General features: G+C 61.0%; 13 protein-coding genes and 1 tRNA gene. 11 read left to right on the top strand and 3 right to left on the bottom strand.

Annotated elements, in window-relative coordinates; translation table 11 throughout:
- The gene (rnhB, locus tag DDF78_RS05005) at positions 1 to 816 is read left to right on the top strand and encodes a ribonuclease HII (RefSeq protein WP_162000707.1); all 816 of its coding nucleotides are present in this window, start codon (positions 1 to 3) and stop codon (positions 814 to 816) included.
- A 133-nt stretch (positions 817 to 949) separates the two neighbouring features.
- A complete protein-coding gene (locus DDF78_RS05010; RefSeq protein WP_415481928.1) occupies positions 950 to 2,065 on the top strand; it encodes a LacI family DNA-binding transcriptional regulator in 1,116 nt (371 codons plus the stop codon).
- A 349-nt stretch (positions 2,066 to 2,414) separates the two neighbouring features.
- Here DDF78_RS05010 and DDF78_RS05015 read toward each other — a convergent pair whose 3' ends face one another.
- Complete coding sequence (locus DDF78_RS05015) at positions 2,415 to 3,593, bottom strand: hypothetical protein (protein ID WP_152580636.1); 1,179 nt, start codon at positions 3,591 to 3,593, stop codon at positions 2,415 to 2,417.
- A gap of 225 nt (positions 3,594 to 3,818) precedes the next feature.
- Here DDF78_RS05015 and DDF78_RS05020 point away from each other — a divergent pair, with 225 nt between their 5' ends.
- Positions 3,819 to 4,364: an NADPH-dependent FMN reductase gene (locus DDF78_RS05020; RefSeq protein WP_152580637.1), complete on the top strand. Its 546-nt coding sequence runs from the start codon at positions 3,819 to 3,821 to the stop codon at positions 4,362 to 4,364.
- 293 nt (positions 4,365 to 4,657) lie between these two features.
- Here the strand turns inward: DDF78_RS05020 and DDF78_RS05025 are convergent, their stop codons facing one another.
- Entirely contained in the window at positions 4,658 to 5,908 is a 1,251-nt protein-coding gene (locus DDF78_RS05025; protein WP_202613213.1) for an MFS transporter, read from the bottom strand.
- 187 nt (positions 5,909 to 6,095) lie between these two features.
- On the opposite strand from DDF78_RS05025, the gene DDF78_RS05030 reads away from it, so the two are divergent.
- From DDF78_RS05030 to DDF78_RS05050, 5 genes are all read left to right on the top strand, one after another.
- Positions 6,096 to 6,380 (top strand): ArsR/SmtB family transcription factor, encoded by a 285-nt coding sequence (locus DDF78_RS05030; protein WP_162000702.1) that lies wholly within the window; start codon positions 6,096 to 6,098, stop codon positions 6,378 to 6,380.
- Between the two features lie 280 nt (positions 6,381 to 6,660).
- Positions 6,661 to 8,094: an MFS transporter gene (locus tag DDF78_RS05035; RefSeq protein ID WP_237564557.1), complete on the top strand. Its 1,434-nt coding sequence runs from the start codon at positions 6,661 to 6,663 to the stop codon at positions 8,092 to 8,094.
- A gap of 412 nt (positions 8,095 to 8,506) precedes the next feature.
- A complete protein-coding gene (locus DDF78_RS05040) occupies positions 8,507 to 9,271 on the top strand; it encodes a CE1759 family FMN reductase (RefSeq protein ID WP_162000703.1) in 765 nt (254 codons plus the stop codon).
- A gap of 100 nt (positions 9,272 to 9,371) precedes the next feature.
- On the top strand, positions 9,372 to 9,830 hold the full coding sequence (locus tag DDF78_RS05045) for a hypothetical protein (RefSeq protein ID WP_152580640.1): 459 nt from the start codon (positions 9,372 to 9,374) through the stop codon (positions 9,828 to 9,830).
- A gap of 170 nt (positions 9,831 to 10,000) precedes the next feature.
- On the top strand, positions 10,001 to 11,413 hold the full coding sequence (locus tag DDF78_RS05050; RefSeq protein ID WP_152580641.1) for an NAD-dependent succinate-semialdehyde dehydrogenase: 1,413 nt from the start codon (positions 10,001 to 10,003) through the stop codon (positions 11,411 to 11,413).
- Positions 11,414 to 11,641: 228 nt separating this feature from the next.
- Here DDF78_RS05050 and DDF78_RS05055 read toward each other — a convergent pair whose 3' ends face one another.
- Complete coding sequence (locus DDF78_RS05055; protein ID WP_202613219.1) at positions 11,642 to 12,490, bottom strand: aldo/keto reductase; 849 nt, start codon at positions 12,488 to 12,490, stop codon at positions 11,642 to 11,644.
- 380 nt (positions 12,491 to 12,870) lie between these two features.
- On the opposite strand from DDF78_RS05055, the gene DDF78_RS05060 reads away from it, so the two are divergent.
- From DDF78_RS05060 to DDF78_RS12290, 3 genes are all read left to right on the top strand, one after another.
- The gene (locus DDF78_RS05060) at positions 12,871 to 13,551 is read left to right on the top strand and encodes an ECF transporter S component (protein WP_152580643.1); all 681 of its coding nucleotides are present in this window, start codon (positions 12,871 to 12,873) and stop codon (positions 13,549 to 13,551) included.
- Between the two features lie 219 nt (positions 13,552 to 13,770).
- Positions 13,771 to 13,844: transfer RNA gene (locus tag DDF78_RS05065), tRNA-Ile, on the top strand.
- 154 nt (positions 13,845 to 13,998) lie between these two features.
- Positions 13,999 to 14,186, top strand: a 188-nt coding sequence (locus DDF78_RS12290; protein ID WP_152587864.1) for a transposase, incomplete at its 3' end; no start/stop codon positions are given.

Below are 14,186 nucleotides of genomic sequence, written 5' to 3' on the forward strand. Positions count from 1 at the left end.
ATGGAGGGGCAGAGCAAGCCTCGCTTGCGTCTTAAACCGACGCTGGATCTTGAGAACGAGCTGGCAGGCCAGGGCTTCGATCTGATCGTCGGCTTCGACGAGGTGGGCCGTGGCGCGCTGGCAGGTCCGGTTATGGTCGGCGCTGCGGCGATTTGGGCCCGCAGGCTGCCTGACTATGGGGTGCCGGAAGGGCTAGCTGATTCCAAGCTGCTGACCGAGCATCGACGTGAGGCGCTGTTCGAGCCATTGCAGACGTGGTGCGCTGCTCATGCGGTCGGGCAGGCGAGCAGCGCGGAAATCGACGAGTGGGGCATCTCGCATGCCTTGGGAGTGGCGGCATTGCGCGCGCTCAACGGCGTCGAACGCACGCTTGGTCTCGATGCTGAGACTCATGCGGGGAATACTGTCGATGCCGCTGTGTCTTCCAGCACTGCGTCTTCTAACGCTGCGTCGTCTTCCATTACAGCACCGGCTTCGATTGCTGCGTCTTCGGCACTGCGCGTCGGTGCCATACTCGATGGCCCGAACGACTACATCACCAAAGCGTTGAATACCTTCGATGCCCCGGATGTGCCCATTGCGGCTCATGTGGTCACCTTGGTCAAGGCCGATCAGCAATGCGCCAGCGTGGCTGCGGCCTCCGTCATCGCCAAGGTGACCAGAGACCGGCTCATGGTCAGCATCGCGCGCGGCAACGACCTGTACCGGCCCTACCAATGGGACCACAACAAGGGCTACGGCTCCGCAGCCCACCGCGAGGCCATCGCACGCTACGGCGCAACCGATCTCCACCGCCGCTCCTGGCATTTGGTGTGAGCTAAGTTCGTCGTTACAAATCACGCGGTATGCTCGATTGCATACATGCATGTTTGCGGTCCCAATGACGGCGACCAAAGGAATCACCCACAAAATGGGCCTACAAGAATGGCGGCATGCGCAGGGAGGCAGGATGAAGACGAGTCATGGCAGCGGCAAGCGCCCGTCGATGTTCGAAGTGGCGAAGCTGGCGGGAGTCAGCCATCAGACCGTGTCGAGGGTCATCAACAACTCGCCCGACGTCTCCTCCGCCACGCGCGCCAAGGTGCAGGAGGCCATCGCCGCGCTCGACTATCACCCCAGCAACTCGGCGCGGGCGCTCGCCTCGAAGCGTTCGCGCACGATAGGGCTGATTGCCGGAGGGCTGCGATTCTACAGTGCGATTTCAGCCATTGCCGCCATTGAGGCTTTGGCGCATGCGCGCGGTCTGTTCATGTCGGTTTCGCTGGTGCAGGAGGCGCAGTGTACGCAGGAGGAGTTCAACGGGCTGTGTGAGACCTTTGACGAGCAGAATGTTGACGCCTTCCTGTTTCTGACCCCTACCGATATGATGTTCCGCGCGGCATGCCGGGTGCGGCTCGACCAGCCGCGCGTGCTGCTCACCTCCACGCACGGGGCGCTGGGCATGCGCGAGGCCGGCCGGTTGGAGCATCCCGACGACCGGCGTCATACCGCGCTTGTCGGCATCGACCAGTGGGGCGCGATGGCGGAGGTGGCACAGCTGGTCGCCGGCTATGGCCACCGTTCGGCGCTGTATTTCGCAGGCCCGCCGCAGTGGCGCGATGCGACGACGCGCATGCTGGCTTGGAGCAAGTCATCGCAGGCGTTGTCCATATCGTCGCATATCGAGCAGTGCGAATCGTGGGAGTCTTCGGAGGCCTACGGCCGTATGAACCACGTACTCGACCATTTCGGTTCGAGCGGTTCAAGCCGCCCGACCGTCGTCGTCACGGCCAACGATACGCAGGCCGTCGGCGTCATCCGCGCCCTGCATGAGCACCGGCTTCGTGTCCCGCGCGATATCAGCGTGGTCGGCTTCGATGATATGCCTGGGATGGGCGATCTCTACCCCCCGCTAACCACGGTTCGCCCTGATTTCGACCAGATGGGCGTCGCCGCGATGCGCGAAGCCCTGCGTCTGCTCGGCGAGGGCGAGGAGACCGCATTCGCTGCGGCGGCGCACGGAGTGGGACTTATTCCCGCGAAAGTAATCAAGCGTGCATCGCTAGGACCGATTCCGCGCACGTGAGCGACCGGATATCGAGCTGCCGATTGATTGGGTGTGAGGCGTTGAGCCTGAACGACTTATGAATCTGCGTTAATCTGTGCGCGCCATGTGCCCGATCCGGAATCATATTCACCGGATTTTCTTTTGCCTAGCTAATGCACTTTTGGATGGGTGCAGCTCGGAATCGTTGGTATTCCGCCAAAATCTCTTTTGCCTGTCATTTGCTTTTCTTTTGCTTTCAAAAGCAAAAGAAAAGCAAATGACCTACGCATATGGCAGGTTTGGGTTCCCGATGCGGATAAAGGGCGACTGCTTACGCTGCCTGCGTCTTGGCATATGCTGCGGTGCTGAAGTTCAGGTGGAAGCGGCGTCAATAGCTGCGGTAGCGGTTGGCATATCGCGCGACCATCCACGGGTCGGGGATGAACGGGGAATCGCTTTCCTGCTGCTCGGTTGCGGGGGCGTCGAGCGCGTGCGGATGTGATGCATGGCGGGCAGAGGGAAGCAGCCGAGCTTCGGCGATGGACTCCATGAAGGCGTGCATGCCCTGCGTGTCGTATGGATACGGGGTCGAGCACCAGACAGGGTCGATTTCAAGAATGATCGGGGCATCGCCTTCGGCTCGGAAGGCGATGAGTATGCTGGCGTCGCTCGTTCCGATCGCCGCTGCAGCGCGTTCGGCCGCCTGTGCGGCGATTGCACGATAGCGTTGGTGAAAATGCCCGTGTGGATACGCAAACTGTGCCTGCGTGGGTTGTGGGGACTTGGATTGTGGGTGCGCGAGTTGTGGGTATGCAAACTGTGAGAATCCAGTCTGCGCGAAGTCGGAGGCCGCATAAAGGCCGTCTGCGGGCAGGTCGAACACCGTGACGATGGCATGGCTGTCCGGGGGAGTGTGGAGACAATACGGGCTCACGGCTGCAGCAACGCCGTAGTGCACGAGCACATTCCATTCCTCGCTGATGCCGGGCACATGCTCGCTCAGCATGATATTCGACTCGGCGGGCGCATCGCTGACGACTGATTGCAAGGCGTCCAGATCGCGTCGCGCCGCATTGAACCCGGCAACCCGGCCGTTGCACAGCTGCGACCACGGCTGAGAGCCGAGGTCTGCCGGAAATTCATGCCAGGCTGCAATCTCGGCAACGGTGGCAATCAGCATGCTTCGGCCCGACAAGTCGCTGGGCAGCAGATCGGGCCAGTCCGGTCGCGGGGCGCGAAACATCAGCGGTTCCAAATCCTGTTGTGCGCGCCACGCATTGAGCGATACCAGAGTCTCGGGGGCTATCCATGTGGCATCGTCGGCGAGATCTCGCGCCGGCTCCAATGTGGAATGCTGCACGATGCGCCAGCCGGGGATGCATCCTGCCGCGCAATCTGCGGCAGCATTGATTTGCGGCATCGCGAAGGCTTCGGCGATCCAGCCGAGCGGGCTGATGACATGCAGCGTCTTGGGAATGGAATCTGCGGTCGCACGAATTGCACCGTTACGAACCGTGGCATCGTGGGCTGTGATGCCGCGAACTGCGGCCTTGCGAACTGCGTTCAACCGTGCCCCTTTCCATCTTCGCCAAGCGCCGTGCCGAGCATATGCCACGGCTGCCGTGCCTCAAACTGCACATAATGCTCCCCAGTTTACGAGATGGGCAAATTATTCCCGCTTTTCTATTAGGGCAATCGCGACAGAAGGTGCGCGTTATCCCATACGATAGTGCTCACTCAAGCTTCTATCAGTTTGAAACTTATGACACCCTCGAATGAAAAGAGAACAACCATGACCACCATCGCCGTCCTTGTCGGTTCGCTGCGCAAAGACTCCTACAATCTGCGACTCGCTAAAAGCGTCGAGCGGCTGGCACCGGAGGGCGCCGAATTCGTCTACGCGAATCTGAATCTGCCGCTGTTCAATCAGGATCTCGAAGCCGACTTCCCGCCCGAGGCCACCGCGCTCAAGCAGCTCGTCGAAGGCGCTGACGGCGTGCTGTTCGTCACGCCTGAATACAATCGCAGCTTCTCCGGCGTACTGAAGAACGCCATCGACTGGGGTTCGCGCCCGTGGGGCCAAAGCTCCTTCGCCGGCAAGCCGGCTGCGCTTATCGGTGCGTCGGGCGGTGCGCTGGGCGCCACGCAGGCGCAGGCCGCCTTGCGCAACGTGCTGGTGTTCCTCGACACGAAGCTTATGGGCCAGCCTGAGGTCTATTTCAACGCGCTCACCGGCTTCGATGAGAATGGCGAGCTCGCGTCGTCCGCCGAAGGCTTCATCAAAGCCTTCGCCGAGGCTTTCGTCAAGCACGTCGAGAGTTCAAGCGCGGCTAAGTAACTGCCTTATCTGTAGTTGATTGTCGGGTGCGCTGAGGTCTATCGGCGCTATCTGTAGTGCCCTATTGGCGATACAGCGACCGGCTGCGCCCAAAAATCGTTGTTTCTGGGCGTTGGGCGGTGAAGTGACGAAGCGTCGGCACTACAGATAGCGTCGATAGACCTCTGTCGCTTGACTATTGCACTACAGATAGCGCCGATAGGCGCATCGTCTCAGCATGTACCCACGGCTACAGGCTTCTCCGGCTGTTTGCATGCGTATGAGTGCCAATCGATTTTAGATTTTACTTGCCATTATTTGTCGGTGCCGTTGAGGCTGCCGCTGGCGGTGTAGACGGCCAGGGAAAGCACGTAGGCGATGATGGTGAAATAGGCGATGCCGAAGAAGCTGGGGAATGCGGTGATGAGGCTGCCGCCGATGATGCCGGCGACGCTGGAACCGGCGTACATGGCCGCGTTGCCGAGCGAGGACATGGTGCTGCGCGCGTTGGTCGATGTGCTCTGCAGCAGCGTCATGAACAGCGGGAAGATGAAGCCGTTGACCAGCATCACGAGCGTCAGGCCGATGGTCGCGAACACTGGGCTGGGCGCGAAGGGCAGCGCCAGATACAGCGCGAACAGCACGCCGAAGCCGAGCAGCAGCGACGTGCGGATGCCGAGCCGTTCGGAAAGCCGGCTGCCGAAAACGGTGCCGATCAGATTGCCGATGCCGATGAAGATCATCGCCGTGCCGATGCTGGTCAGCGAGAGCCGGAAGTCCTTGTTGAACCAGGTGCCGATGAAGTTGAGCACGCTGAAATTGCCCAGCTGGAACAGGAAGTAGCCAAGCAGCACAGCGAGAGACATCCGGTTCGACAGGACGGATGCATAGGTCTGCAGGAAGCTGTTGCGCGGCTGCGACGGTGACGGCTGCGACTGCACCTGTGACGGCTGCGATTCTCGCGTCGCCCGTGCCTGCTGCGCAGAATCACCCGCCGCAGTCGCTTGCGGTGCTGGGTTTGGGTTGAGCGTCGGCAGCATAAGCTGCGTGATCAGGCACAAGGCCAGTGAAAGGCCGCCGATGACGAGGAACGGCAGTCGCCATGTGACGGAGGCGAGGAAGCTGCCGATCGGCACGCCGGCCAGCTGGGAGACGGACAGTGCCGCGCCCACGTAGCCCATGGCGCGAATCACGTACTTGCGCTCGATGACCACGGGGATGGACGCCCAGATCTGCGGGCCGCCGATGGCGGCGGACACGCCGGCCAGAAAGCGAAACAGCAGCATCAGCGGAAACGTGAATGCGAAGCCGCATAGGAACGTGGCAAGCGCGAACCCGAGGAAGCCGCCGACCAGCACCTTCTTCTTGTCGCGATTGTCGGAGATCGGCCCGGCCAGCAGAGCGGCTATGACGTAGCCGATGGCGTACGCGCTCGTGATCCACCCCGATTGCGCGGTCGGGATATGGTACATAGCCGAGAGCGTCGGCAGCAGTGGCGAGACGAGGAATGTGTCCGTCCCCACGATGAACATCAGCACGAAAAACAGCGGAATGTATTTCTTCACAATGAGCTTTCTTTTCTAATCATTGGGTTTGTGTCATAGTCATTGGTAAAAGAGTCAAAAAGATATTTGACTCTTGAGACAAGATATCTCGCCCAGGCGACAGCCTGTATGCTGCGCTGTCAGCCGAACGCTGCGCTTGAAGAAGGACTCCATCCGCAGCGGCGGCGCGATGCGATACCCTTGGGGCATGGAGACTAATGACGCAGCCAAGGTGAGCATTTTCAAGGCGCTGTCCGACGAAGGGCGGCTCAAGATCGTCAGGGATCTCTACAGCAAGGGTGAGGTATGCAGCTGCGCCGATCTTGGCGAGATGATCGCCGAGGATACGACGAAGCAGAACATCTCGTACCACATCAAGATTCTCAAGCAGGCGGGGCTGGTCACGACGCGCAAGGTCGGGCAGGCGAAAACGGTCGCCATCCGCAAGGACGTGGTCGACCGCTATTTGCCGGGGCTGCTTTCGGCGTTGTAGTCATAGGCATAGTCGTAGCCGCGTGCGCGTTTTGCAATGACATGTGCCTGATTCACGCAGTTGAGCGCGCCTGACTGTGCCCATTGTGTCCGCATGATGGTCAGGACCTTCCTGAAATACAGGCCAGCCCTTATTATCGCTTGTCAAGGCAAGTCCCACAAGGACGCCTATTATCGCCCGGTCATCCGCATCTCATGAACCCATACAAAGGCATGACCGAGTTGAAGCTGCGCCATGCATCATTGCGCAGCAGAGAAAGATTGAGAGAGGGAAAAGGACAGTGTCCTCAATAGCCGAAGAGGCGACAGTGGCGACGGTGCATTCCGCCGCAGCCACTAAGAAAGCCCAAAGCAAACCATTAAACTCCCCAGCGGAGGTGATCGGCGCGAGCCTGGTAGGCACGACGGTCGAATTCTACGATTTCTACGTCTATGCGACCGCGGCCGTGCTGGTCTTCCCCAAGCTGTTCTTCCCGGTTGGCAATCCGGTCGCAAGCCAGCTGGCTTCATTCGGCGTGTTCGGCGCCGCAATGATCGCGCGCCCGGTCGGCGCCATATTCTACGGGCATATGGGCGATAAGCGCGGTCGCAAGGCGACCCTCGTCGCCTGCCTGATGACTATGGGCATCGCCACCTTCCTGGTGGGGCTGCTCCCCACATTCAAGCAGATCGGTCTGTGGGCCGCGCTGCTGCTGCTTATCCTTCGTCTCACGCAGGGCTTCGCGCTGGGCGGCGAGTGGTCGGGAGCGGCTCTGGTCGCCACCGAAAACGCGCCTGCGAACAAACGAGCGTTGTACGGCACCTTCCCGCAGCTTGGCGCGCCGCTGGGCTTCATCATCGCCAACGGGCTGTTCCTTATCATCAACTTCGCGCTGCCGCATCCCACCAGCTCGACCATGCAGTCTGAGGCGTTCCTGAGCTGGGGATGGCGCATTCCATTCCTCTTCAGCTCGGTGATGGTGATCATCGGCCTGTATGTGCGTTCGAAGCTTGCGGAATCGGAGACCTTCAAGCAGGCGGAAGCCAAGGGCACCATCGTCAAGATACCGCTGTTCGACACGCTGCGCCATCACTTGAAGGCTGTGGTGCTGGGCACCTTCGCCATGCTCGCCACCTACGTGCTCTTCTACCTCACGACAACCTTCACCCTCTCCTATGGCACCCATCCGTCCAATGTGACCCCATCGGGCTTGGGCATCTCCTATACCGACTTCGTGCTGATGCAGATCATCGGCGTGGTGTTCTTCGGCCTGTTCACGATACTTTCCGGTCCGCTTGCCGATTCGATGGGACGCCGCAAGCTGCTGCTGTGGGTCACCGCCATCATCATCGTCTTCGGACTGATGTTCCCGATCTTCCTCGACAACAAGGCGAACAACTCATTCAACGGCGCGATGATCGAGGCCTTCCTGATCATCGGCTTCACGCTCATGGGCTTCACTTTCGGCCCGATGGGCGCGCTGCTGCCTGAGATGTTCCCGACCAACGTGCGCTACACCGGTTCGGCCATCGCCTACAACGTCAGCTCGATTCTCGGTGCTGCGCTCGCCCCGATCATCGCGACCGCGCTGTGGGCCGCTGCTGGCGGCAGCACCTGGATGGTGGGCGTCTACCTCGCCGTCGCCTCTGCACTGACCTTTATTTCTCTGATTATGACGAAGGAGACCAAGGACATCGACTTCACCGGCGATATCGGCGCGACAAAAGCCAAGTAGCCTGCGGCTCGGTGCCCGCGTAGTCCAGCGGCGGCATCGCTGACGGACTCATAGGTGCCTAGGCTTTCGGCCTACAGCGGACATACTGGAATGTCGGCTTTATCACAGAGCGGCGTCTGCATCGGATACGATCATTGCGATCGGATTTGCCGATGCAGACGCCGCTCTGTGCTCTGCGCCTAGGCTTTTCTTGAGGTTTGTGCGCAGTGCGTGCAGTCATTGCGAGAGTCCTTGTCATAATGCTGATGCAGGCGAATGCGCGAGCTTGGGCCTTGACGCCATACGCGCGGCGGGTGTACCTGTTGATTGACAGGCATACGAAGGTATGGCAACGGGCATGCACGGCATTCGGCATGAACGTCGATGTGAAGGAACGCAGCCGACATCGGCCGCATATGGGGAAGGCCAGAATATGAGCATGGGGCAGGGCGCTGTCATAGCGGGTGCGTATGCCGAGCGCGGCATGGTGGGCGGCTTCGGTGGGCAGCGCATCGAGGCGGGCATCGCAGATATCGTGGACGTTGCCGATGCTGCCAGTGTTACCGACGTTACCGATGTCGCCGCGAAACACAGCGGTGCCTATCGCATCACCGTCGTAAGCGCCGGCGTATCCGAGCATTCCGCCACCGGGCGGCTGGGCGATGCCGTGGCGGCGCGGGCGCAGGAGACGCTGCAGCGCCACGGCCGTGAGTGCGAGCTGCGGCATGTCGATTTGAAGGATTTCGCGGCGGATATCGCCGTGGCCGCAGTCAATTACCAGTTGACCGACGCGCTGCGCGATGTGCTCGATCAGGTCACGTCCAGCGACGCGCTGATTGCGGCGACGCCGGTGTTCAAAGCCTCCTATTCAGGGCTGTTCAAGTCCTTCTGGGACATCGTGGACGTGGACGCGATCGTGAATATGCCGGTGACGCTGGTCGCCACGGGCGGCACGCGCAGGCATGCGCTGGTCCCGGATACGGCGATGCGTTCGCTGTTCGCTTTTCTGCGGGCTATTCCAACGCCGACCAGTCTGCTGGCTGCGGGGGAGGACTGGGGCTCTGATGAACTGGAATCGCGCCAGTGCCGGGCGGGCGAGGAGCTTGCGGCCATGATTCTGGCCGGGTTGCGCCGCGTGATGGCCAATGCGGACGCGGTCACTTCGCACGACGCTCATGCGCGCATTCCTGTACGATGAATTGATACGGCGAACGATGCTGCACTGTGCTGTGATACGGCAGTGATGAGTCAGGCAACGTAGCAAACGTAACAGCAGGCATCCGGCACGGAGGGGCACAATGAGCGAACAGAACGCGGCAAACCCAGCAGGGGTAACTACGGCAACTGCGACTGCGGCGACTGCGACGGTTTCGGCGGCAGCAAAGAAACCGCACGCCAAAGCCCGGCACCGTTGGAGCAAAGAAGTGTCCGCAGTCGAATTCCATCTCGATAATTTCGAAAGCACGGCCACGGTACTGTGGCGCAAGCGCAACGAGATGGTCATCAAGAAGGGCGCGAAGCTGCGCCGCGAGGCCCCGCTCAATAAGGATGGCTCGGTCGGCCTCGATGATCGCTGGGGCAACATGCTTCGCCAGGAGCACGCCGACGCGATCGAGGATTTCGAGACGACTGACGACATCGTGCTCAAAAGCGTGAACGAGACCGGCCTGTTCCTCTATTTCGGCCGCGCCAACGGCTGGTTGCAGTTCTTCGACAACGACGGCAAGAGCATCAACGACTGGACCGTTGTTCAGTAAACGTTACCGTGCAGTAGCAGACCGTATCGTGCAGTAGTAGATCTACCGTGCGGTAGGCCAGCCATGTGACGAGACTCGCGCGGATGCCGTCTGTGAGCGAAATCACCATGTTTACGGCAATCATGGTGGCGGCACAGGAATAGACTAGAGGCGTCTACAAGGAGGTAGTCATGACGTATCAAACAGTCAATCCCTATACCAACGAAGTCGTCACGGAGTATCCTTTCGCCGCTGACAGCGAGCTGCAGGACGCTCTGGCGCTCGGTGCTCAGCGCTACGAGGAGTTCAAGACCCAGCCGATCGCCGAGCGTGGCGCGCTGCTGCACAAGGTCGCCGCTGCACTGCGCGAGCATGCCGACGAGCTTGCCGAGATCTGCACCGTCGACATGGGCAAGCTGGTCGGCGAATCGGCCGGAGAAGTGGAGCTGTGCGCGATCATCGCGGACTGGTTCGCCGATCACAGTGAAGAGCTGCTCAAGTCAGATTCGATCGAGACGATTGCGACTGGCGAGGCCGAAGTGCGGCATCATGCGGTGGGCGTCGTCATGATGGTCGAGCCGTGGAACTTCCCGTACTACCAGATCATGCGCGTCTTCGCGCCGAACTACATGGTCGGCAACGCGATGATTCTCAAGCATGCGGCGAACACGCCGACCGCAGCCAAGCGCTTCTGCGAAATCGTGGAGGAGGCCGGCGTGCCGAAGGGGACGCTGACGAACCTGTTCCTGACCTACGACCAGGTCACGGACGCCATTGCCGACCCGCGCGTGCAGGGCGTCGCGCTGACCGGCTCCGAACGCGGCGGCAAGTCGGTCGCCGAGGCCGCAGGCAAGTACCTCAAGAAGAACACGATGGAGCTTGGCGGCATGGATCCCTTCGTTGTGCTCGGCGATGCGAATATGGAGGATGTCACCAACCTCGCCTGGCGCGTGCGGCTCTACAACTGCGGGCAGGTGTGCACCTCGTCGAAGCGCTTCATCGTGATGGACAACGTCTACGACGAATTCCTCGACGCGCTCAAGAAGAACTTCGCTGCCGTCAAGCCCGGCGACCCGCTCGACCCAGCCACCACGCTCGCGCCGATGAACACCAAGCGCGCCAAGGAGAAGCTGCAAAGCCAGCTTGACGATGCGATTGCCGCAGGGGCGAAACTCGCCTACCAGTATCCCGAAATCGACTCCGACGGCCAGTTCTTCCGCCCGGCCATCCTCACCGACATCGACACGAGCAACCCGGCGTACAAGAGCGAGATGTTCGGGCCGGTCGCAGCCGTGTACCGTGTGCATTCCGAGGAGGAGGCGGTGGCGCTCGCCAACGACAACCCCTACGGGCTGGGCGGCATCCTCTTCGCCGGCGACCCGGATCGCGGCTCGGAAGTCGCTTCGCGCATCGAGACCGGCATGGTCTACGTCAACAACTTCATGGCCTCGCTGCCTGAGCTGCCCTTCGGCGGTGTCAAGCTCTCGGGCTACGGGCGCGAGATGAGCCGCATCGGCCAGCTGGCCTTCGTCAACGAGCAGCTCATCGTCAAGGCCGCTCACCCCGACCTGTCGAATCCGGCCGGTGGCTTGGTCGTGGCGTGAATCGCTGCTGACGGTTGCATTTGCTTGCTAACGCGGGTATCTGCCTGCGTTAGTCTGCTCCTGCACCTGCTATGCACTTGCTCGTACTGTTGTCACGCAAACTCAGCTGTTTGCGTGACAACAGTACGAGCAGCAGGCGGTTCTAGTAGCAGCGTCACGCACATAGGGCTGTTTGCGTGACGAAAGTACGATAACGATGACGTATAGGTTCAGGTTGCGGAAGTGTCCCTAGAACTCTTCGTACCACTGCGGGTTCTGCGCGGCAGAGCGGCCCTCGGGATTGTCCAGCGCGGCGAAATCTGCCATATCCTGCTCGTCAAGCTCGAAGCCGGTCAGATCGATGTTGGCCCGCTGGCGCTCGCGGTTCATGGACTTCGGGATGGCCACATCGCCCAGCTGCACATGCCAGCGCAGCACGGCCTGCACGGGCGAGACGCTGTGCTTCTCGGCGATGGCGCGGATGGCCGGGTCCTTGAGCATCTGCGAAGCCCGGCCGAGCGGACTCCATGCCTCGGTGATGATGCCGTGCGCATCGTCGTAGGCGCGCTGCTCACGCTGCTGGAAGTACGGATGCGTCTCGACCTGATTGACCGATGGCGTCACGCCGGTCAGTCGCGTGAGCTGGTCGATGTGGCCGGGCAGGAAGTTGCTCACGCCGATATGCTTGACGATGCCCTGCTGCTGGGCGTCGATGAGCGCCTTCCAGGCCTCGAGGTACAGGCCTTTCGACGGGTTCGGCCAGTGGATCAGATACAGGTCGATGTAGTCCAGCCCCATGCGCTCCACGCTTTCCTCGATGGTGACGCGGGCCTCGTCGTAATGGTGGTGACGGCCGGGCAGCTTCGAAGTGACGATGATCTGCTCGCGCGGCACCTCGGATTCGCGGATCGCGCGGCCGACAGTGCCCTCGTTCTCATAGTTGAACGCGCTGTCGATAAGCCGGTAGCCGACTTCGAGCGCCGATTCGATGGCCTTGACGCCGTCGCGCCCTTCGACCTTATAGGTGCCGAAACCGATGGCCGGCAATTCTAGGCCGTCGTGGGCGGTGCGTGTGGGAATCTCAGGTGGGTTGAGCAATGTCATAGTGTCTCCTTGTGTGAGAGCTGGCGTTTGGCGCTGATTGACTGCGCTGTGTAGTTGCGTGCTGTGTGGTTGTGCCGATACAACAGCGGCCAGCTCCTACTGTACTGAGCAAAGGTTGCCAGCGTCCGATGTTCGCTTATCGCTATGAGATGGGTGACGGGTGATAGATGGCGAGCGGCGGGTGCATCGGCCGCCGGGTGACGGACGGCTACGCCCAAGCCGGAAGCATTGCCAGCGGTGACATCGGGCTGCTACAGTGGCGACTGGCGCTCCCGCCCGGACTGCGCAGGTCAAGGGGCGCCCCAGGTCCCCTCAAGTCGAATACGCAAGGGTGACGTGACATTACTGTGCGCAGCACGAGGGATCGGAGTCCCATGAGCATATCCGCCAAATCCAAACGTCCATCTTCTTCATCTTCTCCAGCGCTATCTTCGCCAGGCGTTGCGGCCTCGCTGCGTTGGCGTCCGGTCGATATCGCCGTCGGCTCCGCGCTCGGCGTGGCCTGCGGGGTCATATTCTGGGGCTTCAACTTCGCGTATTCGGCTCTTTCGCCGATTCTGGGCGGCATCCTGCCGGGCTTTGCCAGCATTCTGCATGCCTTCTGGTATTTCTCCGGGCCGTTGGCCCTGCTGATTATCCGCAAGCCGGGGGCTGCGATCTATGTGAACCTCGTCGGCTCGCTGGCCGAGATGCTGTTCGGCAATAGCTTCGCCTTCAGCTTCGTCTTCATCTCGGCGGCGTTGCAGGGCATCTTCTCCGAGCTGCCCTTCGCCGTGACGCGGTACCGCGTGTTCAATCCGGCGATCGCCGTTATCTCGGGCGCGCTGACCGCGCTTGAATACGGCCTGTACCTGCTGTTCTTCCAGTATCAGGGCGTCGCGCTGATTAGTCCGCGCGGCATCACGCATATGATCTGCGAGGTGCTGGGCGGCGTGCTGATTGCCGGGCTCATGAGCTGGGCGCTGTACCGGGCCATCGCCAAGACCGGGGCGCTTGAGCGCTTCGCCTCCGGACATGACGTGCGTCGGGGCATGGAAGGTGCCGAAGAGGCGTGATTCGATTCGTTGCGGCTCACACTTTTTCGGCATACAGGAAAAAGTATGAGCCAAACGAACAGTGCCGATGGTAGATTTTTGCAGCAAAAATGGCAGAACTGCAACGTTTCCCGCCTATAAAAACCGAACGCAAGATGTTCGTTTGGCTCACACTTTCTGCGGCGGTGTCAAAAAATGTGAGCCGGATGCTACACTATGCGAGTTGGCCTTCGCCAACGTGGGGCCCTAGCTCAGTCGGTTAGAGCAAACGACTCATAATCGTTCGGTCCAGGGTTCAAGCCCCTGGGGCCCCACTCTCAAGGCACTGGAATCGTTGGGTTCCGGTGCCTTTCTGCACTCTGTCTTGTTTATGCCATATATCTGAGGTAAACGGCATAAACGAGATATGGTGCGTTGGGGGTGCGGACGGAATGTTGGGGGTTGGGTCGGGGGAAGGTCTGGTCTCTGATGGGTGGTCGCAGGTTCAGCGTCGAGGAGAGGGCGCGCGCGGTGGAGGAGTATTTCGCGTGCGGGATGAACGCGCAGGAGGTGGTGCGGCGTCTGGGCTGGCCGTCCAGGAGCGCTCTTGCGGCGTGGGTGCGCGCGGACGCGCGCTTCAGGCCGCATAGGGGCGGCCGGCCGCGTCTGCCCGAGAG

Source organism: Bifidobacterium tibiigranuli (assembly GCF_009371885.1).
Classification (GTDB): Bacteria; Actinomycetota; Actinomycetes; order Actinomycetales; family Bifidobacteriaceae; genus Bifidobacterium; species Bifidobacterium tibiigranuli.